The sequence below is a fragment of the Burkholderia sp. WP42 genome (genome assembly GCF_000745665.1).
Classification (GTDB): Bacteria; Pseudomonadota; Gammaproteobacteria; order Burkholderiales; family Burkholderiaceae; genus Burkholderia; species Burkholderia vietnamiensis.
Genome location: NZ_JQJT01000015.1, coordinates 206,908 through 228,736, shown reverse-complemented (window position 1 = coordinate 228,736; position 21,829 = coordinate 206,908). Strand labels below are relative to the sequence as shown.

The following is a 21,829-nucleotide window of genomic DNA, read 5'->3' as shown; positions in this document are numbered from 1 at the left end:
TCATGATTATCAGAAAACTCTTCGGCTTCGTCGCGACCGCCGTCATCCTTCTCGTCGCGATCCTGATCGGGCGCTCGCTGTGGGTGCACTACATGGATGATCCGTGGACGCGCGACGGGCGCGTGCGCGCGGAGATCGTCAACGTCGCGCCGGACGTGTCGGGCGCGATCGTCGAGCTGCCGGTGCACGACAACCAGCTCGTCAAGAAGGGCGATCTGATCATGCAGATCGACCCGTCGCACTATCAGATCGCGGTCGAACAGGCACAGGCTGCCGTGGCCGCCCGCCGCGCGGAACTGCAGATGCGCCGCGACGACGCGGCCCGCCGTGCGGACCTCGACGCGCTCGTCGTGTCGAAGGAAAACCGCGAGAACGCGGCGCACAGCGCATCGAGCGCCGATGCGCAGTACCAGCAGGCGATCGCCGCACTCGACGCGGCCAAGCTGAACCTCGAACGCACGCGCGTGATCGCGCCGGTCGACGGCTACATCACGAACCTGCAGACCTTCAAGGGGAACTATGCGGTGGCCGGCCAGGCGAAGCTCGCGATCGTCGACAGCCACTCGTTCTGGGTGTACGGCTACTTCGAGGAAACCAAGCTGCCGCGCGTGAAGGTCGGTGCGCCGGCCGAGATGCGGCTGATGAGCGGCGGCGTGATGAAGGGCCATGTCGAGAGCATCTCGCGCGGCATCTACGATCGCGACAACCCGCAAAGCCGCGACCTCGTCGCCGACGTGAACCCGACCTTCAACTGGGTGCGCCTCGCGCAACGCGTGCCGGTGCGCATCAAGATCGACGAAGTGCCGGCCGACGTGGTGCTGTCGGCCGGTACGACCTGCACGGTCGTGATCAACCCGGAGCAGCAGAAGAAGAAATCCTGAGCGCCGCCCGGGCGGGCGCTCAGGCCGCGAGCCGGAAGCGCCCGACCAGCGCCTTCAGCGCCTGCGCCTGCTCGTCGAGCGCATTGGCCGCGGCGGCGGCCTGTTCGACCAGCGCCGCATTCTGCTGCGTGCCGGCGTCCATCTGCGTGACCGCGCGGCCGATCTCGTCGATCCCGGTGCTCTGCTCGTCCGACGCCGCCGAGATCTCGGCGATGATGTCGGTCACGCGCTTCACCGCCTTCACCACGTCATCCATCGTGCGGCCCGCATCGTGGGCGAGCGCCGCGCCGTTCGCGACCCGCTCGACCGACGCGCCGATCAGCTCGCGAATCTCCTTCGCCGCGGTCGCCGAGCGCTGCGCGAGCAGCCGCACCTCGCCCGCGACCACCGAGAAGCCGCGCCCCTGTTCGCCCGCGCGCGCTGCCTCGACCGCCGCGTTCAACGCGAGAATGTTGGTCTGGAACGCAATCCCCTCGATCGTGCCGATGATCTCGCGGATGTTCTTCGCGCTGTCGTCGATCTCGCTCATCGTCGCGACCACCCGGCCGACCACGTCCCCGCCCGCCTCCGCCACCGCCGACGCGTTGGCGGCGAGCGCGCTCGCCTGGCGCGCATTCTCGGCGTTCTGACGCACGGTGGAGGTCAGCTCCTCCATGCTCGCCGCGGTGCGTTCGAGCGCGACCGCCTGCTGCTCGGTGCGGCGCGACAGGTCGAGGTTGCCGGTCGAGATCTCGCCGGACGCGGCCGCGATCGCCTCGGCGCTGACGGCGATCTCGCCGACGGTCGCCGCCAGCCCGGTCTGCATGTCGGACAGCGCGCGCACCATGCTGTCGCGGTCGTTGCGGGCCACCGGAATCGGCCGCGTCAGGTCGCCGCGCGCGATGTCGGCGGCGATCGCCTTCGCGTGCGCGGGCTCGCCGCCGAGTTGCGCCGCGAGCCGCCGCACCACGCGCTCGGCGATCACGATCGCCAGCACGATCAGGCCGCCCGTCATCGCGGCGATCATCGCGAACGACGACGAGAAGATCGTTGCGGACGCATCGAGCGTCGCCTTCGACTTCGCGCCGCGCGTCTTCACGAGCATCGCGACGAGCTTCTCGAGCTTGCCGGTCTCGACCAGCAGCGACACGTCCTGCGTGCCGACCTGCCAGTTCATCTGCGACAGGTCGAGCGGCTGCGCCTGCACGAGCGTGACGAAGTCGCGCAGATGGCCGCTCCAGGTGCCGACGGCCGCCGAAAACGCGTGCAGTCGCGCGGAATCGTCGGCATCGGCCGGATCGGCGTAGCGCTGCAGCGTCGCGAGCGCCTGGCCGATCGACGCGAGCCCCGCGCCGACTTCGGCGCCCAGGTCGTCGCGCTCCTTCGCGGTGGTCGCGGTGAGCAGCATCTTCTGCGCACGGCTCGCGCGCAGCACCTCCGCGCGCACTTCCTCGGCCGCCCGGCTCGCGACGTGCCCCTGTTCGTAGACCGACGCGATCGACGCGTTCAGCCGGCTGATCTGCCACAGCGAAAACACGCCGATCGCGAGCGTGCCGGCCAGCAGAATCGCGAATGCCGCGCGCAACGTCGCCTTGACGGTCCAAGGGCGGCTCGGCCGCGCCGCGGTGCCCGCTCGGCGCGCGGCGGATGCGTGGGAGGCGGTGGCGGCCGCACCCGGCCCTGGATGCAATGATGCTGCTTTCATCGATATATCCCCGTATTGGTCACGCCGCCGGAAAGGTCGGTTCCGACGGCCGGCATTGGCTGCCCAATGCCGCGTGTGCTGCACCGGGCCGGTTCGTGGCCGGCGCCGGGCTGGTTGCGCGTGCGATGTCGCTGCGTCGTACTACGGCCCGCAACGCGCGGCCTTGAGTCCGGACAAACACTCATCCGGCCCGGCGCGTCCGCAGCAACGGCCGGACGCGTCCGAGCGTTATAACCGGCCAAAAACGGGCACGATCGCCGAATCGTCACATCAATGTCCGAAATGCGACAAAACTTGGCCTGACATTGTCGATGCGCCACATTACACTCCTTTGACGCAACAACGATTCGAACGCGCCGGTCGTCATCAGAGCGCGTCCCGCCACCTCAACTCGCTCAGCTCACATGGAAACCAGCCTCGATACGGGCGCCGGCGCCGCCGCCGTGCCCCAGCCGTCCGCTCCGCCCGCACCGGGCACCGTCTATTCGGTGCTCGGCGCGATCAGCTTCTCGCACATGCTCAACGACATGATCCAGTCGTTGATCCTCGCGATCTATCCGATGCTCAAGAGCCAGTTCGCGCTGTCGTTCGCGCAGATCGGCCTCATCACGCTGACGTACCAGATCACCGCGTCGCTGCTGCAGCCGCTCGTCGGCCTCTACACCGACAAACGGCCGAAACCGTATTCGCTGCCGGTCGGGATGGGCTTCACGCTGGCCGGGCTGCTGCTGATGTCGGCCGCGAACAGCTTCCCGATGCTGCTGGTCGCGGCGGCACTGGTGGGCTGCGGCTCGTCGGTGTTCCATCCGGAATCGTCGCGCGTGGCGCGGATGGCGTCGGGCGGCCGGCACGGGCTCGCGCAGTCGCTGTTCCAGGTCGGCGGCAACGCCGGCTCCGCGCTCGGGCCGCTGCTCGCCGCGCTGGTGATCATTCCGCACGGCCAGCACAGCATCGCGTGGTTCTCGGCGGCCGCGCTCGTCGCGATGCTGGTGCTCACGCAGATCGGCCACTGGTACAGGAAGCACCCGTCGATGAAGAAGAAAGCGGCGGCCGCCGGCCATCCGACGCTCTCGCGCGGGCGCGTGCTGGCGGCGATCGGCGTGCTGGTGCTGCTGGTGTTCTCGAAGTACTTCTACCTCGCGAGCATCAACAGCTATTTCACGTTCTATCTGATCGACAAGTTCCACCTGTCGGTCCAGGCCGCGCAGATCCACCTGTTCGTGTTCCTCGCGGCGGTCGCGGCCGGCACGCTGATCGGCGGCCCGGTGGGCGACCGGATCGGCCGCAAGTACGTGATCTGGGTGTCGATCCTCGGCGTCGCGCCGTTCACGCTGCTGCTGCCGTACGCGAACCTGTTCTGGACCAGCGTGCTGAGCGTGATCATCGGCGTCGTGCTGGCGTCGGCGTTCGCCGCGATCCTGGTCTATGCGACCGAACTGATGCCCGGCAAGGTCGGCATGGTCGCCGGGCTGTTCTTCGGCTTCGCGTTCGGACTGGGCGGCGTGGGCGCCGCCGTACTCGGCCAGCTCGCCGATGCGACCAGCATCACGTTCGTCTACCGCGTCTGCTCGTTCCTGCCGTTGATCGGCGTGCTGACCGTGTTCCTGCCGAACCTCGAAAGCGCACGTCGCAAGCGCGCGTGACGACGCAGCCGCGGCATGCGTGCCGCGGCCGGCCGGTCGCTTCGAAGGGGAACGACGACGGCGGCTTCAGGCCGCCGTCGTCGCGTGCAGCGTCAGGAAACGCTTGAGGATGCCGGACGAATAGCTGCTCGCGATCGCCGACAGGAAGTGCGAGAACGACTGCGTCGCGTGATCGTCGGCCGTGTCGGAGATCGTGCGCACGAGGGCGAACGGCACGTCGTGTTCCGCGCACACCTGCGCGATCGCCGCGCCTTCCATCTCGACCGCGAGCGCGTCCGGCAGCGCGTCGCGCAGCGCGACGACTTCCGGCTCGCTCGATACGAAGCGGTCGCCGCTGATGATGAGCCCGCCGTGCAGCGTCGCGCCGGCGAGTCCGAACCGTTCGCCGAAGCGCGCGCCCTCCTCGGCGACGAACAGCGCGCACGCGGCCTTCAGCCGGGCCGTCAGCTCCACGTCGGTGGCAAAGTGCGTGATGCCGAGCAGCGGCACCTCGTAGCGCGGAAACAGCGGCGACGCGTCGAGATCGTGCTGCAGCAGCGTATCGGCGACGACCACGTCGCCCACGCGCACCGTGCGCGACACGCCGCCCGCGACGCCGGTGAACACCACGCCGGACACGCCGAACACGTGGATCAGCGCGCTGACCGTCGCCGCGGCCGCGACCTTGCCGACCCGCGCGAGCGTGACGACGCAGGCTGCGCCATGCACGGTGCCGACGTGATAATCGCGGCGGCCGAGCGTGACCGTCTTCATTTCGCCGTCGGCGCGCATCGCGGCGATCAGATCGCCGAGTTCCTCGGGCAGCGCGGCCAGGATGCCGAGCGGGCGCGCCGCGAGTGTATCCACCATGTCGATCCCCATCATTCCACCGCCTGCAGTTTCGCGACCGCGAGCGCGAGCCACTTCTCGCCGTGCCGCTTGAACTTCACCTGCGCCTTTGCATCGGCGCCGCTGCCTTCGAGCGCGGTGACCACACCCTCGCCGAATTTCGTATGAAACACCTGCTGGCCGATGCGGAACCCGGTGTCGGCCGCGCGCTGCTTGTCGGCGAACGCCGGCAGCGGCGCGGACACGGCCGCATCGACGATCTGCTCGCGATGGCCGCCGCCCGGCCGCGCGAACCAGTCGCGCCCCCAGCCGGCGTTGTCGGCGCGGCCGCCCCAGCGCGAACCGGCTTCCACTTTCGGCGTGAGCCACTTCAGCACGTGCTCGGGCAGCTCGTCGAAGAAGCGCGAGCGCACGTTGTAGCGCGTCTGGCCGTGCAGCATGCGGCTCTGCGCGAACGACAGATAGAGCCGCTCCTTCGCGCGCGTGATCGCGACGTACATCAGCCGGCGCTCCTCCTCGAGCCCGTCGGACTCGAGCACGCTGTTTTCGTGCGGGAACAACCCTTCCTCGAGGCCGGTGATGAACACGGCCGAGAATTCGAGCCCCTTGGACGCATGCACGGTCATCAGTTGCACGGCGTCCTGGCCGGCCTGCGCCTGGTTGTCGCCGGCCTCCAGCGACGCGTGCGACAGGAAGCCCGCCAGCGGCGTCATCGTGTCGGGGTTCTGCGCGGGGTCGTCGAGCGGCGCCGGATCGAGTACGTCGACCGACGGATCGTCGGCTTCCGCGCGCAGCGCCGGCGCCGCGATCGCGCCGGCGCGCAGCGGAATCGCGCGCGCCGGTGCATCGAGCCCGTAGCCTTCCTCGCTGACGAACGCGGTGGCCGCGTTCACGAGTTCCTGCAAGTTTTCGAGGCGGTCCTGGCCTTCGCGCTCGCCCTGGTAGAAATCGGCGAGGCCGCTCGCACGCACCACGTACTCGACCGTCTCCGGCAGGCTCATCTGCTCGGTCTCGGCGCGCATCTTCGCGATCAGCGTCGCGAACGCGCCGAGGCTCGTGCCGGCCTTGCCCGTCACGTACGGGATTGCGGCGGCCATCGAGCAGTCGTACAGGCGCGCGGCATCCGCGAGCTGCTCGATCGAGCGCGCGCCGATCCCGCGCGTCGGGAAGTTGACGACGCGCACGAACGCGGTGTCGTCGTTCGGGTTGTCGATCAGGCGCAGATACGCGAGCGCGTGCTTCACTTCCTGACGCTCGAAGAAGCGCAGGCCGCCGTACACGCGATACGGGATGCCCGACGTCATCAGCGTGTGCTCGATCGCGCGCGACTGCGCGTTGCTCCGGTACAGCACCGCGATCTCGCTGCGCGACATCCCGGTATTGATCAGCGAGCGGATCTCCTCGACGATCCAGCCGGCTTCCTGCGCATCGGTGCTCGCCTCGTACACGCGCACGGGCTCGCCGTGGCCGGCGTCGGTGCGCAGGTTCTTGCCGAGGCGGTGCGCGTTGTTCGAGATCAGCTGGTTGGCCGCGTCGAGGATGTTGCCGTGCGACCGGTAGTTCTGCTCGAGCTTGATCAGGTTGCGCACGCGGAATTCGTCTTCGAAGTCGCGCATGTTGCCGACGTTCGCGCCGCGGAACGCGTAGATCGACTGATCGTCGTCGCCGACCGCGAAGATCGCGTTCCCGGCGCCCGCGAGCATCTTGAGCCACGCGTACTGCAGCTTGTTGGTGTCCTGGAACTCGTCGACGAGAATGTGCCGAAAGCGCGCCTGGTAATGCGCGCGCAGCGGCGCGTTGTACGCGAGCAGCTCGTAGCAGCGCAGCAGCAGCTCGGGGAAGTCGACGACGCCCTCGCGCTGGCATTGCTGATCGTATGCCTGATACAGCTCGACGAACTTGCGGTTGAAGTTGTCGGTGGCGTCGACCTTGTCGGGACGCAGCCCCTGCTCCTTCGCGTTGTTGATGAAGTACTGGACGTTCTTCGGCGGGTATTTCTCGTCGTCGACGTTCGCGGCCTTCATCAGCCGCTTGATCGCGGACAGCTGGTCGGCCGTGTCGAGGATCTGGAACGTCTGCGGCAGGCCCGCGTCGCGCCAGTGGGTGCGCAGCATCCGGTTGCACAGCCCGTGGAACGTGCCGATCCACATCCCGCGCGTGTCGATCGGCATCATCGCGGACAGCCGCGCCATCATTTCGCGCGCGGCTTTGTTGGTGAACGTGACGGCCAGCACGGTGGCCGGCGACGCGTAGCCCTGCTGGATCAGCCACGCGATCCGCGTGATCAGCACGCGGGTCTTGCCGCTGCCCGCCCCCGCGAGGATCAGCGCCGGTTCGTTCGGCAGCGTGACGGCGGCGTATTGTTCAGGGTTCAGATTGGCGAGCAGATCGGGCATGGAGCGGCAGCGGACGGGCGAGAAAAATGCGGACCCGCCATTATAAGTCGGCCGGGCGATGGCGTTTTCGATCGGCTCGGCACGAGGGCTCGCCACGAGCCGCGCGCGGCGCCGGGCGAGCATGCGCGCGTCCCGCGCGGGCGCTGCGATGGCTGGCCGATGTGCATCCATTTATAATTGTCGGATTCAGCATCCAATTCACGCATTTTTCGGCAAATTTCCAACCATGAGCGACAACACGCTGGCGAAGAGTTTCGAGCCCCATACCATCGAGTCCCAATGGGGGCCGGAGTGGGAAAAACGCGGCTATGCCGCGCCGGCATTCGATCCGGCCCGCCCCGATTTCGCGATCCAGCTGCCGCCGCCGAACGTCACCGGCACGCTGCACATGGGCCACGCGTTCAACCAGACGATCATGGACGGCCTCGCGCGCTATCACCGCATGCTCGGCGAGAACACGCTGTGGGTGCCGGGCACCGACCACGCGGGGATCGCGACCCAGATCGTCGTCGAGCGTCAGCTCGATGCGCAGGGCGTGTCGCGCCATGACCTCGGTCGCGAGAAGTTCGTCGAGCGCGTGTGGGAATGGAAGGAGAAATCCGGCTCGACGATCACGGGCCAGGTGCGCCGCCTCGGCGCGTCGACCGACTGGTCGCGCGAATATTTCACGATGGACGACAAGATGTCGGCCGCGGTGCGCGACGTGTTCGTCACGCTCTACGAACAAGGGCTGATCTACCGCGGCAAGCGCCTGGTGAACTGGGATCCGGTGCTGCTCACCGCGGTATCGGACCTCGAAGTCGCGAGCGAGGAAGAAAACGGCCATCTGTGGCACATCCGCTACCCGCTCGTCGACGGCTCCGGCACGCTGACCGTCGCGACCACGCGCCCCGAAACGATGCTCGGCGACGTCGCCGTGATGGTCCATCCGGAAGACGAGCGCTATGCGCACCTGATCGGCAAGCTCGTCACGCTGCCGCTGACCGGCCGCGAAATCCCGGTGATCGCCGACGACTACGTCGACCGCGAATTCGGCACGGGCGTCGTGAAGGTCACGCCCGCGCACGACTTCAACGACTACCAGGTCGGCCTGCGCCACAACCTCGCGCCGATCGAGATCCTCACGCTCGACGCGAAGATCAACGACAACGCCCCCGAGCAGTATCGCGGCCTCGACCGTTTCGACGCGCGCAAGGCGATCGTCGCCGATCTCGACGCACAGGGCTTCCTCGAGTCGGTGAAGCCGCACAAGCTGATGGTGCCGCGCGGCGACCGCACGGGCGTCGTGATCGAGCCGATGCTGACCGATCAGTGGTTCGTCGCGATGACGAAGCCGGCGCCGGAAGGCACGTTCAATCCGGGCAAGTCGATCACCGAAACGTCGCTCGACGTCGTGCGCAGCGGCCAGATCAAGTTCGTGCCGGAAAACTGGACGACCACCTACTACCAGTGGCTGGAAAACATCCAGGACTGGTGCATCTCGCGCCAGCTGTGGTGGGGCCATCAGATTCCCGCGTGGTACGGCGAGAACGGCGAGGTGTTCGTCGCCCGCAACGAGGACGACGCGCGCGCGCAGGCCGCCGCGCGCGGCTACACCGGCGCGCTCAAGCGCGACGAGGACGTGCTCGACACGTGGTTCTCGTCGGCGCTCGTGCCGTTCTCGTCGCTCGGCTGGCCGAACCAGACGCCGGAGCTGCAGCACTTCCTGCCGTCGTCGGTGCTGGTCACCGGCTTCGACATCATCTTCTTCTGGGTCGCCCGGATGGTGATGATGACGACGCACTTCACCGGCAAGGTGCCGTTCCATACGGTGTACGTGCACGGCCTCGTGCGCGACGCCGAAGGCCAGAAGATGTCGAAGAGCAAGGGCAACACGCTCGACCCGATCGACATCGTCGACGGCATCGACCTCGAAACGCTGGTCGCGAAGCGCACGACGGGCCTGATGAACCCGAAGCAGGCCGCCACCATCGAGAAGAAGACGCGCAAGGAATTCCCGGACGGCATTCCCGCGTTCGGCACCGACGCGCTGCGCTTCACGATGGCGTCGATGGCGACGCTCGGCCGCAACGTGAACTTCGACCTCGCGCGCTGCGAAGGCTATCGCAACTTCTGCAACAAGCTGTGGAACGCAACGCGCTTCGTGCTGATGAACTGCGAAGGCCACGACTGCGGCGCCGACAAGCCCGAAGTGTGCGGCGCGGGCGACTGCGGCCCCGGCGGCTACCTCGACTTCTCGGCGGCCGACCGCTGGATCGTGTCGCTGCTGCAGCGCACCGAGGCCGACATCGCGAAGGGCTTCGCCGATTACCGCTTCGACAACATCGCGACCAGCATCTACAAGTTCGTGTGGGACGAGTACTGCGACTGGTATCTCGAGCTCGCGAAGGTGCAGATCCAGAACGGCACGCCGGAACAGCAGCGCGCGACGCGCCGCACGCTGCTGCGCGTGCTCGAGACGGTGCTGCGCCTCGCCCACCCGATCATCCCGTTCATCACCGAAGCGCTGTGGCAGAAGGTCGCGCCGCTCGCGGGCCGTTATCCGCAAGGCAAGGCCGACGGCGAGGCATCGCTGATGACGCAGGCGTATCCGCTCGCGAACCTGCAGAAGATCGACGAGGCGTCCGAACAATGGGCGGCCGACATGAAGGCGATCGTCGACGCGTGCCGCAACTTGCGCGGCGAGATGAACCTGTCGCCGGCGACCAAGGTGCCGCTGCTCGCGGCCGGCGACGCCGAGCGCCTGCGCTCGTTCGCGCCGTACGTGCAGGCGCTCGCGCGTCTGTCGGAAGTGCAGATCCTCGCCGACGAGGCGACGCTCGACCAGGCCGCGCACGGCGCGCCGATCGCGATCGTCGGCCCCAACAAGCTGGTGCTGAAGGTGGAAATCGACGTCGCGGCAGAACGCGAGCGCCTGTCGAAGGAAATCGCGCGTCTCACCGGCGAAATCACGAAGTGCAACGCGAAGCTCGGCAACGAGGCGTTCGTCGCGAAGGCGCCGCCGGCCGTCGTCGAACAGGAACAGCGACGCGTCGCGGAGTTCCAGAGCACGCTGGACAAGCTGCGTGCGCAGCTGGATCGGTTGCCTGCGTAACAAAGGGTAAGGTCGTTTGCGTTCACTATAATCGGAACGTGAACATAGACTCTGACAAGTCGATTACAGGAATAAAGGTTCGATCATGTTGAAAGTCACCAAGGCGGTATTCCCCGTTGCCGGTCTCGGCACGCGGTTCCTGCCCGCAACGAAGGCGAGCCCGAAGGAAATGCTGCCCGTCGTCGACAAGCCGCTGATCCAGTACGCCGTGGAGGAAGCGATCGCCGCGGGCATCACCGAGATGATCTTCGTGACGGGGCGCAGCAAGCGCGCGATCGAGGACCACTTCGACAAGTCGTACGAGGTCGAGGCCGAACTCGAGGCGCGCGGCAAGGAAAAGCTGCTGGAGCTCGTGCGCAGCATCAAGCCGAGCCACGTCGACTGCTTCTACGTGCGTCAGCCGGAAGCGCTCGGCCTCGGCCACGCGGTGCTCTGCGCGGAAAAGCTGGTCGCCGACAACCCGTTCGCGGTGATCCTCGCCGACGACCTGCTCGACGGCAACCCGCCGGTGATGAAGCAGATGGTCGACGTGTTCGACCACTATCACAGCTCGGTGATCGGCGTCGAAGAGATCCCGCCGTCGGAGACGAAATCGTATGGGATCGTCGACGGCAAGGAGTGGGAAGAGTCGATCGTCAAGATGTCGGCGATCGTCGAGAAGCCGGCGCCGGAAGACGCGCCGTCGAACCTCGGCGTGGTCGGCCGCTACATCCTGAAGCCGCGGATCTTCCAGCATCTGCGGGCGCTGAAGCCGGGCGCGGGCGGCGAGCTGCAGCTCACCGACGCGATCCAGGCGCTGCTCGCCGACGAGCAGGTGCTGGCCTACAAGTATCAGGGCACGCGCTACGACTGCGGCAGCAAGCTCGGCTACCTGAAGGCGACCGTCGAATTCGCACTGCGCCACCCGGAAGTCGGCGCGGAGTTCGAAGCGTACCTGCGCACGCGCGGCACCGCGCAACCGGCCGCCTGAACGCGGCAACGGGCCGCGCGCGGCCCGCAGTTCCCGAGCCGCCCGCGCGTCAGCGCGCGGCGGCCGGCTTCACCGAGACGACGCCCGGCATTGCGCCCGCGTCGTCTTTTTTCGTCTTCACGAGCCAGCCGCCGCCCTGCCCGAACGGCAGCTTCGCCAGCGCGCTCGTCACGAGCGCAGGCGCGGCGTGCTGCGAACCGGCATCGCGATCGCGCAGCGACGCCGACACGCGGTACACGTCCGCGCCCGATCGCGCGTCGACGAACAGCAGCGTCAGCACATGGCGATACACCGCGCCCGCGAACGGGATCGCGAGCGGCGCCGGCCCGTCGACGCTCACGCACGCACGGCTGCTCGCGGCGCCGCACCGCTCGGACGTCGCCGCGACCGACGCCGGCTGCGTCGCATAGGCGATCGACAGCCGGTAGCGGGCGTCCTGCCCGGACTGTGCGTCGAAGCCGCGCTGCGCGAGCGCATCGCGCACGAGCGTCTCGATCTGTCGGTACTCCGGATCGTCGGCCTGTGCGCCGGCGCGGATCACCTCGTAGCCGCGCGCCCCGGACGCGAACGCATCCGCTTGCCCCACGGCGCTCACGCCGGTCGTGATCCCGGCGCAACCGGTCAACAGCGCTACCGCCAGCGCGGCCGCTGCCCATTCCTTTCTCATGACTATCCCCAAATGCCAGCCGTCGCGCCCGGCCCTGTCAGGCCGACGGCTCGTCGATCGCGGGCAGCGACACCGTGACCGCGGTGCCGACGCCCACTTCGCTGTCGACCGTCACGCTGCCGCCGTGGCGCGTGACGACCGTCTTCACGAACGCCATGCCGAGCCCGGAGCCCGAGATCTCGGGCCGCTCGCCGGCATGGAATCGTTTGAAACGCTCGAACAGATGCCGCTGATCTTCCGGCGAGATGCCGTAGCCCTGATCGCGAATCGTACAGAACATCCGCTTCGATGCGTGCTCGACCGTCAGCGTACACGTGATCGCCGTGTCGGTCGGACTGTATTTGACCGCGTTGTTGAGCAGGTTGACGAACGCGCGCGTAAGCAGCGACCGGTCCGCGCGCATCCAGTACATGCCGGTGCCGACGTCGGTATCGATGCGGATGCGCTTGGCCTGCGCCTGCGGCCAGACTTCGTCGCACGCGTCGATCAGCACGTCGGCGAGGCTCGTCGGCTCGAGCTGGTAGGCCTGCGACTCGGCGCGCGCGAGCTGCACGAACTCGTCGGCGAGCGACAACGCGCGCTGCGCATAGCGCTCGACCCGCGCGAGCAAGGTGCGCATCGACTCGGATTCGACGCGGTCGCGCTCGATCTCGACCAGCGCGAGGATCGACGACTGCGGCGAGCGCATGTCGTGCGACAGCAGGTGCAGCGCCTCCTCGCGCTGACGCTCGGCCGCATGCAGCTCGGTCACGTCGACGAGACCGGCGATCCAGCCGGTCACACGGCCCTGCGCGTTCGTACACGGCGCGTAGCGCAGCAGATGATCGAGCCCGGCTCGGTCGCGCACCTCGATGCCGCGCGCCATCAGGTCGTCCTCGGCGCCGAGCGTCGGGTCGAGCGCGGCCGGCCAGCGGGCGCGGATCGCGGCGTCGTGCTCGGCGTTGCCGTCGACCGTCTTCATGAAGGTCAGCTCGCCGAGCGCGGCGCGCAGCGTCAGCCCTTCCGGCATCGGCAGCGACAGGCGCGCCGCGTAGCGCTTCGCCGCGTGGTTCGCGATCAGCACGGTGCCGGCCAGATCGGTGACGAAGATCGGCTCCGGCATGCTGTCCAGGCTGTCCCACACGAAGCGCTTCATGTCCTGCACGCGCTGCGCGGCCTGCGCCATCAGCGCCATCTGCCGTTCGAGCACGTCGCCGCCGACGCTGCGCTTGCGCGGCGCCTCGGGCAGCAGATGCGGCTCGTCGGCGAGCCGCTGCAGCTCGCGGCGCAGATACGACATCGTCATCTCGAGCCGCCGCCAGTTCCAGATCGGGTACACGGCGATCAGGCCGAAGATCGCGGGCGCGGGCGACAGCCACACGCGCGCCTCGAACAGCAGTGCGACGCTCGCGACGACGGCCAGCGCGGCGAGGCTCAGCGTGAGCAGCAGCGCACGCCACGGCGACAGCATCAGGAAGCCGCCCAGCAGCACGGCGAGCGGCAGCAGCGACGCGGCGAACAGCCCCGCGCGCGACGCCGGCAGGATCGCGCTGCCGGTCGCCAGCATGTCGAGCACGTTCGCGTGGATGTACACGCCCGCGAGCGGGCCGAAATCGCCGGACACCGGCGTCGCGAAGCGGTCGTACAGGCCCGACGCGGTCACGCCGACGACGACGATCTTGCCGCGCAGCGCGTCGGCTTTCACGCGGCCGTCGAGCACGTCGGCGAACGACAGCGTCGGATACGCGGGCGTGCTGCGGCTGAACGGAATCAGGTAACGGCCTTCGTCCGCCGCGTCGCGCGCGAGGTCGTGCACGTTCGCGCCGCGTGCGCCGCCGAGCGGCGGCAGGCGGCCGGCCCGGATCGCGCCGTACACCGGCACCATCAATTGCGGCCAGCGCACGCGTCCATCGCTTTCGAACAGCGCGACGCTGCGCACGATGCCGTCGGGATCGACTTCGAGATTGATGTGGCCGAGGCCCATCGCGTGCGCCGCGAGTTCCGTGACCGGCGGTTCGACGGTGCGCGTGCCGTCCGCGCGCTCGGGGCTCAGCAACACGGGCAGGAAGGTCGGCACGCGGGTCATCGCATCGGAGAACGCGCGATCGTCGGGCGACGGCTCGGTAAACAGCACGTCGTAGACGACCGCGGCCGGCCGCGCGCGCGACAGCGTGTCGAGCAGCCGCGCGTGCACGCTGCGCGGCCACGGCCAGCGGCCGAGCGCCGACACGCTCGCATTGTCGATGTCGACCACGACGACGTCGGGCGACAGCGGCAGGCTGCGCAACATCAGCAGCCGGTCGTAGATCAGCCCGTCGACATCCGACGACAGCCGGCCGAGCGCGCACCCGAGGACCACCGCGATGCCGAGACAGCCGATCGCGATCCATTCGATCAGGAAGCGGCGGCCGAGATGCCGCAGCGGAGAAACGGAGCCGTGCTTCATGCGCTGCGGATCAGCGCGACAAGGTGAACGCGCTGACCGGACTGGTCTTCTGATAGAACTTGCCGCCGTCGAACGCCTCGACCGTCACCGCCCAGTAGTAGTCGCCGGGCGGCAGGTGCTCGACGTTGATTCGACGCGCCTGCAGGCCCATCTCGTCGACCACGGGTGCGCTCAGATCCTTCGAGCGCGACAGCACGAAGCGATAGCGCGCGTCGTCGCCCGAGCCGTCGGCCGCCCAGCGGAACTCATACCCGCTCGGGCCGGGCGACGCGCTCGCGTCGAGCCCCATCCGGCGCCGCTCGAACGCGTAGATGTGCGGCGTGCCTTCGAGGCCGTTGTCGTCGATCGCGGCGACGCGCACGAAGTACGTGCCGTTCGGCACCTCACGGAACACCGCGCGCGTCGAGACGGTGCGCGTTTCGCTGAACAGGTCGAGCATCCCCGCGTCGCGCCCGAGCTGCAGGTGATACGCGTTCGCATGCTCGAGCGGGACGACGTCGAACGCGATGTCCGGCTCGTCCTGCACCTTGTCCGGATGGGCGAGCGCCGGCGCCGGCAGCAGCGGGATCGGCGCGCCGACCGTGCCTGACGACGTCGCGACGCTGCCGAAGTCGGCATGCACGAGCGTGGCGTCGGCCAGTTGCTGCTTGCCCGCGACGCCGACCGTGCCGTCGAGCACTTCGACGCGCGTGGCCGCATTGCCGTCGGCGTCGTAGTTCACGCGAAAGCGCGTCCCGCGCACGCCGGCCACCACCGACGGCGAACGGATCTGGAAGCGGTCGTCGCGTTTCTTCAGATGCGTGACCTCGCTGTCCACCTCGCCGCGCGTGAGTTCGAACACGCGATCGAGCATGCCCGTCAGCACGGTGCGACGCAGCGTCTTCAACTCGAGCTGGCTGTCGGGCGGCAGGCTCATGTGCGTGCCGTCCGCGAGTTCGAGCGTCACGAAGCCGTTGGCGCCGGTGCGCACGCGCTCGCCCTCGGCGAGCGTCGTGTTGTTCGCCAGCGGCGCATACGCGCCGCCGGACCAGCGCTGCGCGCTGCCCTGCACCGCCACGATGCGCGCGGTCAGCTTTTCCTTGCGCAGCCGCACGACCGGCAGCTTCAACGCGGTGCCCGGCTGCAGATGCTTCGGTGCCGGCACGTGGTTGATCCGTTGCAGCAGTTGCCAGTCGTCCGGCCCTTGCAGGTAACGCGTGGCGACGTCGTAGAGCGTGTCGCCGGCTTGCGTGCGGTAGACGACCGTCTTGCCCGTCGCGGCGCTCGGCTGCGCGGCAGCCTGGTGCGCGGCGACGGCGAACGCGAGCGCACCGGCGACGCGCAATGCGGTCATGCGCCCGCTCGCGGGGCGCTGCGGGATGCGTGCGATCACTCCGGTTCTCCGTGACCGACGCGTTCGAGCCGGTAGCCGTAGCCGTAAATCGGCGCGAGCCGGTAGCCGTTTTCCGGCCGCAGGCCGAGCTTCGTGCGCAGCATCGAGATGTGGGTGTCCATCGTACGCGACGGAATGTCGGTCGCCTGCTTCCAGACGAGATCGAGAATGTGCGCGCGCGACAGCGGCCGGTCGAGGTGCTGGAACAGCAGCAGCGCCAGCTCGAACTCCTTCTGCGTGAGGCTCACGGGCTTGTCGCCCGCGTAGGCCTGCTTCAGGTTCACGTCGAAGCGGAACTGGTCGAATTCGCGTATGGCCGCCTCGGCATTGACCGGATACGCGCGGCGCAGCAGCGAGCCGATGCGCGCGCGCAGGATCGGGCCCGACACGGGCTTGACCACGTAATCGTCGGCGCCCGCGTTGAGAATTTGCGTGATGCCGGCTTCGTCGTCGCGGCTCGTCATGAAGATGATCGGCAGCGTGTGCTCGGTCTGATTCTCGCGCACCCACTTGAGCACTTCCTCACCCGACATGTCCGGCACGTTCCAGTCGAGCACGAGCAGATCGAACGTCTCTCGCTGCAGACGCTTCTTCAGAGCCTTGCCTTCCTTGAACGCGTAGCACGTGTGGCCGGCGGCCGTCAGCGTTTGACTGACAAAATCCGTCTGGGCCGGATCGTCATCCAGTACAGCAATTCTCATAACACCCCGCAAATCCAAATCGGTTCGTCCAGCCCGGCTCTGCACGTTCAGCCCGCCGCGTAGCACACGCGACTTCGGACTCCGGCCGGCGAACCGCCGTTGACCGCCCGCGCAACGCGCGAGACGCGTCGCCTTGCCCGCCATCTCGAAAATGGGGCGCGGACCAATCGGCGATTTCGTCATAGTAGTACGAAATCTGCCGGGAAATTGCGCGGCCCACGGCCCATTATTCGAATAATCGTTCTGCGCGCCCGCTCGCGCAATCAGTCGGTGAATCGGCTAATCGGCGCCCGCCATGTGGGCGGCCAACGCGGCTGGCGCGCCCGGCGCCGGCTCCTGCAGCATCCGTTGCAGCTGCGCGCGCACGCGCTCCCAGGCCGTCGATGCATAGTCGGGCTGCCCGGCTGCCCACGCGTGCGCGAGCTCGAACACGCGTTCGATCGTCGCGCCGCAATACGTTGCTCCCGTGTGATCGCCGCGTGCGGCGTCGCGTAGTTGTTCGTCGAGCGATTCGGCAAGCCATGGCATCTCGGCTGCGGCCGAATCGGCATACGCCTCCAGCGCGGCACGCGCGTGGCGATCCCGGCGCGGGTCGAGCTCGATCCGGCTCGACTCCGGCGCGCTGCGTTCCGAACCGGATGGACTGCGAATGGTCCCTGGTCTGAAGGACATGTCCTTTCCCCGTTGGTACGACGGTCGCGTCGGGCATGGCCCCCGTGCCTGCCTCGTATGACGTACCGCGGCCGGCGCATCGGTCCGAGACGGACGACCGGCCGCGCCAGTATACGCAAGCGGCCGCGGGACGAGGTTTAAGAATTGTCAGAGACGGCGAGACGTGGGCGCACCGCCCGCCCCGGATGCCGTGAGAGGCGCGTGATGCGCGGCCGTCAACGGCGGCGCATCAGGAACACGAAAGTCTTGTCCTGCGTCGTCACGTCGACGATCTCGTTGCCGGTCTGCTTCGCAAACGCGGCGAAATCGCGCTGCGAGCCCGGATCGGTGGCGAGCACCTTGAGGATCTGCCCGCTTTCCATATCGGCGAGCGCTTTCTTCGCGCGCAGGATCGGCAACGGGCAGTTGAGCCCGCGCGCGTCCACTTCCTTGTGAATCTGCATCGGCTGTCGACCTTCGAATGACGCGCCACACGGGCGCGGGAGGAAGCGGCGATTTTACCGCAGCGCGCGTGTGGGCGCCTGCGGGGGGCGGCAATGGGCGCTCGCGCGGTGTGGGGGTGATGGGGGTTTGGCGGGTGGCTGTCGAGGGTCTTGTCGGTCGGTGGTCGATTGGCCGTCGAATGCACGTCGGTTGGCCGTTGGCTGGTGGTTGGCTGGTGGTCGGCTGGTGGTCGGCTGGTCGTCGGCTGGTCGTCGGCTGGACGTCGGCTGGACGTCGGCTGGACGTCGGCTGGACGTCGGCTGGACGTCGGTATGCCGCCGAATGCTCACCGGCTGCCCGGCGACGGCCCGACCCGATCGCCCCTCAAGCGCCGCCGAATCCGCCCGCGAGCCGCTCGCGCAGGTGCCGCACCAGCGCGCGCACCGCGCTCGGCACGACCGCGCTGTACGGCCGGATCGCGAAGATGTGGTCGCCGAACGCGCCCGACGGCCGCCAGCCGTCGAGCAGCGCGACGAGCCGGCCGGCGTCGAGGTCGCGCTGCGCGCTGAAATCCGGCAGCAGCGCGATGCCGAGGCCGCCGAGCGCCGCCTCGCGCATCGCCTCGCTGTTGTTCGCCGCGAAACTGCCGCGCACCGGCACGCTCACGCGCTGCCGACGCCGGCCGTGCGGCTCGAAGCTCCACGCGGCCGGCTCGTTGTCGCGCAGGTAGCACAGGCAGCTGTGATCGACCAGTTCGGACGGATGGCGCGGCGCGCCGCGCGCATCGAGGTAGTCGCGGCTCGCGACCAGCAGCGAGCGCGTGTCGCACAGCTTCCACGCCACGTGCGTCTGCGGCGCGGTCGTGGTGTGGCGGATCGCGAGGTCGAAGCCCTCCTGCGTCAGCGAATGCAGCCGGTCGGACAGGTCGAGCTCGATCTGCACGCCCGGATGCTGCCGCAGAAAATCGGGCAGGTGCGGCACGACCTGCTGACGCCCGAGCGCGACCGGCGCAGTCACGCGCAGCAGGCCGCGCGGCTCGCCGGCCAGCTCCTTCACGCGCGCGAAGTGCTGGCCGATCGATTCGAACGCGTCGCGCGTGCTGTCGACCAGCGTCTGCCCGGCGTCGGTGAGCCGCACGCTGCGCGTCGTGCGCCGCACGAGCGGCACGCCGGCCGCCTTCTCGAGATCGGCGATGCGCTGGCTCATCGCGGCCTTGCTGATGCCGAGCCGCTGCGCGGCGGCCGTGAAACTGCCGGCCGCGGCCAGCACCGTCAACGAATGGATATGCGGCCAGAGCGCCTGGACATTTTGCTGATTCATCCGCCGATTATTCAGAATTCTGAACAGTGAATCAAGTTTCGCGGCCTTCTCCCGCCCCGCCGCTTTGCCTAGACTAGCCGTCGTACCCCCATCCCCCAGGAGACACGATGAACCCGGTTCCCGCCTACACGTCCGACGCCGACGTCGGCCACTACCTCGACGGCGCGCCCGTCGCCGGCCGCAGCGGCCGCTTCCAGGACGTCCTCAATCCGGCGCTCGGCCGCGCCGTGCGCCGCGTCGCGCTCGCCGACGGCGACGAAGTGCAGCGCGCCGTCGTGTCGGCCCATGCCGCGTTCCCCGAGTGGGCCGCGACGCCGCCGATCCGCCGCGCGCGCGTGCTGCATCGCTTCCTGCAGCTGATGAACGAGCACCGCGACACGCTCGCGGCAATCATCACGGCCGAGCACGGCAAGGTGTTCTCCGATGCGCAGGGCGAAGTCGCGCGCGGCATCGACATCATCGAATTCGCCTGCGGCGTGCCGCAGTTGCTCAAGGGCGACTTCACCGACCAGGTCAGCACCGGCATCGACAACTGGACGATGCGCCAGCCGCTCGGCGTGGTCGCCGGCATCACGCCGTTCAACTTCCCGTGCATGGTGCCGTGCTGGATGTTCCCGGTCGCGCTCGCGACGGGCAACACGTTCGTGCTGAAGCCGAGCGAACGCGATCCGTCGGCCGCGCTGTTCATGGCCGACCTGCTCACCCAGGCCGGCCTGCCCGCCGGCGTGTTCAACGTCGTGCAGGGCGACAAGGGCGCGGTCGACGCGCTGCTCGATCATCCGGACGTGCAGGCCGTCAGCTTCGTCGGCTCGACGCCGATCGCGGCCTACGTGCAGCAGCGCGCGGTGCAGTCGGGCAAGCGCGTGCAGGCGCTCGGCGGCGCGAAGAACCATCTCGTCGTGATGCCCGATGCGAACCTCGAGCAGGCCGTCGACGCGCTGATCGGCGCCGCCTACGGCTCGGCCGGCGAACGCTGCATGGCGATCAGCATCGCGGTGCTGGTCGGCGACGTGGCCGACCGGATCGTGCCGGCCGTCGCGGAGCGGGCGCGCAAGCTCGTGATCGGCGACGGCATGTCGCCCGAAGTCGAGATGGGCCCGATCGTCACCGGCGAAGCGCTCAAGCGCATCGAAGGCTACATCGAGCAAGGCGTCAGCGAAGGCGCGCAACTGGTGGTCGACGGCCGCGGGCTGCGCGTGCCGGGCCGCGAGCAAGGCTTCTTCACCGGCGGCACGCTGTTCGATCACGTGACGCCCGACATGCGCATCTACAAGGAAGAGATCTTCGGGCCGGTGCTCGGCTGCGTGCGCGTGAAGGACTTCGGCGCGGCGGTCGACCTGATCAACGCGCACGAATTCGGCAACGGCGTCGCATGCTTCACGAGCGACGGCGGCATCGCGCGCGAATTCGCGCGGCGCATCCAGGTCGGCATGGTCGGCATCAACGTGCCGATTCCGGTGCCGATGGCGTGGCACGGCTTCGGCGGCTGGAAGAAGAGCCTGTTCGGCGACATGCATGCTTATGGCGAAGAAGGCGTGCGCTTCTATACGCGCCAGAAGTCGGTGATGCAGCGCTGGGCGTCGAGCATCGGCAAGGGCGCCGAATTCGCGATGCCGACCGCGAAGTAAGCCGGCCGGTGCGCCCTGCGCCGCTGCGTCCGGCGGACGGCGCGCGGCGCACCGGCAGTCGGACTCAACCGGCCTTCGTGCCGTGCGCGCCGTCGGCGGTCGGCCGGTACGACAGCTCGAGCCGGTACGCGAGCGCGACGAACAGGCTCTGGGCGAGGCCCATCGTCGCGGTCAGCGCGCGAAAGCCGAACGTCGCGCTGTCCTGCACCATCAGCGTGACCTCGGCGTCGCGCGCGAGCGGGCTCATCCGGCTGTCGGTGATCGCGATCACGCGCGCGCCGCGCTGGACGGCCTCCTGGGCGACTTGCACCGTCTCCTCCGCATACGGCATGAACGAGATCACGATCATCACGTCGCCTTCGCGCACCGAGCGGATCTGGCCGAGATGCATGCTGCCGAGCGCGCTGAACAGCCCGATGCGCTTGTCGGTGTGCTGCAGCGCGTAGTCGAGATAGACGGCGATCGGAAACGCGCGGCGCGAGCCGGCGATCCAGATCGCCTGCGTGTCGGCGAGCAGCTCGACGGCCTGCGCGAGCGCCTGCGGATCGAGCGTCTGCCGCAGCTGCTGCATCCCGGCGATGCTGCCCTTGATGAACTCGTCGGCGATCTGCTCGGGCTGCAGGCTCGACGAGCCCGATTCGATCACGTCGCGCACGCGCAGGTTGTACGCGCGGCCCGGCGCGATCTGCTGCGCGAGCCCCTCGCGAAACAGCCGCTGCATCTCGGAGAAGCCGGAGAAGCCGAAGTGCTTCGCGAAGCGCACGACGGCCGACGGCTGCACGCCGCACGCCTGCGCAAGCGACTGGATGCCTTCGAGCCCAAGCTGGTCCCGATGCGTTTCCACATGACGCGCGATCGCCTTCAGGCGATTGCTGAGGCCGTCGTATTCCTGCGTCAGATGCTGCATGAACTGCTCGACGGTGGCGGGAGGTTTCTCGGATGAAGTCATCGGATGGCGCGAAGTTGACGGCCCCGATGCGCGGCTTGCGCACGCGGCCCGGGGCTTCACTGAATACCTGCATGAAGGGCGAATTTAATCACGTTTGCGGCACGGGCCGCGCCGCACGCCCGCTCCCACGCGCTCGATCGTCTGCTGCCTGCGACCGGCGGCGTCGTTCGAAACGA

Annotated in this window: 16 protein-coding genes; 5 read left to right on the top strand and 11 right to left on the bottom strand. The window is 68.5% G+C overall.

Features of this window, described 5'->3' with window-relative positions:
* The first annotated feature begins 2 nt into the window (after positions 1-2).
* Positions 3-881, top strand: a complete 879-nt coding sequence (locus tag EX20_RS09010; protein WP_011884505.1) for an efflux RND transporter periplasmic adaptor subunit — start codon at positions 3-5, stop codon at positions 879-881.
* 19 nt (positions 882-900) lie between these two features.
* Here the strand turns inward: EX20_RS09010 and EX20_RS09005 are convergent, their stop codons facing one another.
* Positions 901-2,565 carry a methyl-accepting chemotaxis protein gene (locus EX20_RS09005; protein WP_034193316.1) on the bottom strand — a complete coding sequence of 555 codons (1,665 nt, stop codon included), beginning with the start codon at positions 2,563-2,565 and terminating at the stop codon, positions 901-903.
* A 404-nt stretch (positions 2,566-2,969) separates the two neighbouring features.
* Here EX20_RS09005 and EX20_RS09000 point away from each other — a divergent pair, with 404 nt between their 5' ends.
* Complete coding sequence (locus tag EX20_RS09000; RefSeq protein WP_014722882.1) at positions 2,970-4,208, top strand: MFS transporter; 1,239 nt, start codon at positions 2,970-2,972, stop codon at positions 4,206-4,208.
* A 66-nt stretch (positions 4,209-4,274) separates the two neighbouring features.
* Here the strand turns inward: EX20_RS09000 and EX20_RS08995 are convergent, their stop codons facing one another.
* The gene (locus tag EX20_RS08995) at positions 4,275-5,072 is read right to left on the bottom strand and encodes a 5'-methylthioadenosine/adenosylhomocysteine nucleosidase (RefSeq protein ID WP_034193315.1); all 798 of its coding nucleotides are present in this window, start codon (positions 5,070-5,072) and stop codon (positions 4,275-4,277) included.
* Positions 5,069-7,432 (bottom strand): UvrD-helicase domain-containing protein, encoded by a 2,364-nt coding sequence (locus EX20_RS08990; RefSeq protein WP_011884498.1) that lies wholly within the window; start codon positions 7,430-7,432, stop codon positions 5,069-5,071. Before EX20_RS08990 ends, EX20_RS08995 begins: the two co-directional genes overlap by 4 nt.
* A gap of 226 nt (positions 7,433-7,658) precedes the next feature.
* Between EX20_RS08990 and EX20_RS08985 the strand changes: the two genes are divergently transcribed.
* Positions 7,659-10,526, top strand: coding sequence for a valine--tRNA ligase (locus EX20_RS08985; protein ID WP_034193314.1), 2,868 nt, complete (start codon positions 7,659-7,661; stop codon positions 10,524-10,526).
* An 85-nt stretch (positions 10,527-10,611) separates the two neighbouring features.
* Positions 10,612-11,496: a UTP--glucose-1-phosphate uridylyltransferase GalU gene (gene galU / locus EX20_RS08980; RefSeq protein ID WP_011884488.1), complete on the top strand. Its 885-nt coding sequence runs from the start codon at positions 10,612-10,614 to the stop codon at positions 11,494-11,496.
* A gap of 49 nt (positions 11,497-11,545) precedes the next feature.
* Here the strand turns inward: galU and EX20_RS08975 are convergent, their stop codons facing one another.
* The 7 genes from EX20_RS08975 to EX20_RS08945 form a co-directional block, all read right to left on the bottom strand.
* Entirely contained in the window at positions 11,546-12,163 is a 618-nt protein-coding gene (locus EX20_RS08975) for a DUF4136 domain-containing protein (protein ID WP_034193313.1), read from the bottom strand.
* A 37-nt stretch (positions 12,164-12,200) separates the two neighbouring features.
* Positions 12,201-14,588, bottom strand: a complete 2,388-nt coding sequence (locus EX20_RS08970; protein WP_034193312.1) for a CHASE2 domain-containing protein — start codon at positions 14,586-14,588, stop codon at positions 12,201-12,203.
* A 10-nt stretch (positions 14,589-14,598) separates the two neighbouring features.
* A complete protein-coding gene (locus EX20_RS08965) occupies positions 14,599-15,921 on the bottom strand; it encodes a FecR family protein (RefSeq protein WP_045579220.1) in 1,323 nt (440 codons plus the stop codon).
* Positions 15,922-15,956: 35 nt separating this feature from the next.
* Complete coding sequence (locus EX20_RS08960) at positions 15,957-16,661, bottom strand: response regulator transcription factor (protein ID WP_011884479.1); 705 nt, start codon at positions 16,659-16,661, stop codon at positions 15,957-15,959.
* A 279-nt stretch (positions 16,662-16,940) separates the two neighbouring features.
* A complete protein-coding gene (locus EX20_RS08955) occupies positions 16,941-17,333 on the bottom strand; it encodes a hypothetical protein (protein WP_051974417.1) in 393 nt (130 codons plus the stop codon).
* A gap of 215 nt (positions 17,334-17,548) precedes the next feature.
* Positions 17,549-17,776, bottom strand: a complete 228-nt coding sequence (locus EX20_RS08950; protein ID WP_011884475.1) for a sulfurtransferase TusA family protein — start codon at positions 17,774-17,776, stop codon at positions 17,549-17,551.
* Positions 17,777-18,140: 364 nt separating this feature from the next.
* A complete protein-coding gene (locus tag EX20_RS08945) occupies positions 18,141-19,076 on the bottom strand; it encodes a LysR family transcriptional regulator (protein ID WP_011884472.1) in 936 nt (311 codons plus the stop codon).
* Between the two features lie 107 nt (positions 19,077-19,183).
* Between EX20_RS08945 and EX20_RS08940 the strand changes: the two genes are divergently transcribed.
* A complete protein-coding gene (locus EX20_RS08940) occupies positions 19,184-20,704 on the top strand; it encodes a CoA-acylating methylmalonate-semialdehyde dehydrogenase (protein WP_034193311.1) in 1,521 nt (506 codons plus the stop codon).
* Positions 20,705-20,768: 64 nt separating this feature from the next.
* On the opposite strand, the gene EX20_RS08935 is transcribed toward EX20_RS08940, so the two are convergent.
* Positions 20,769-21,653: a MurR/RpiR family transcriptional regulator gene (locus EX20_RS08935; protein ID WP_014722874.1), complete on the bottom strand. Its 885-nt coding sequence runs from the start codon at positions 21,651-21,653 to the stop codon at positions 20,769-20,771.
* Positions 21,654-21,829: the final 176 nt, after the last annotated feature.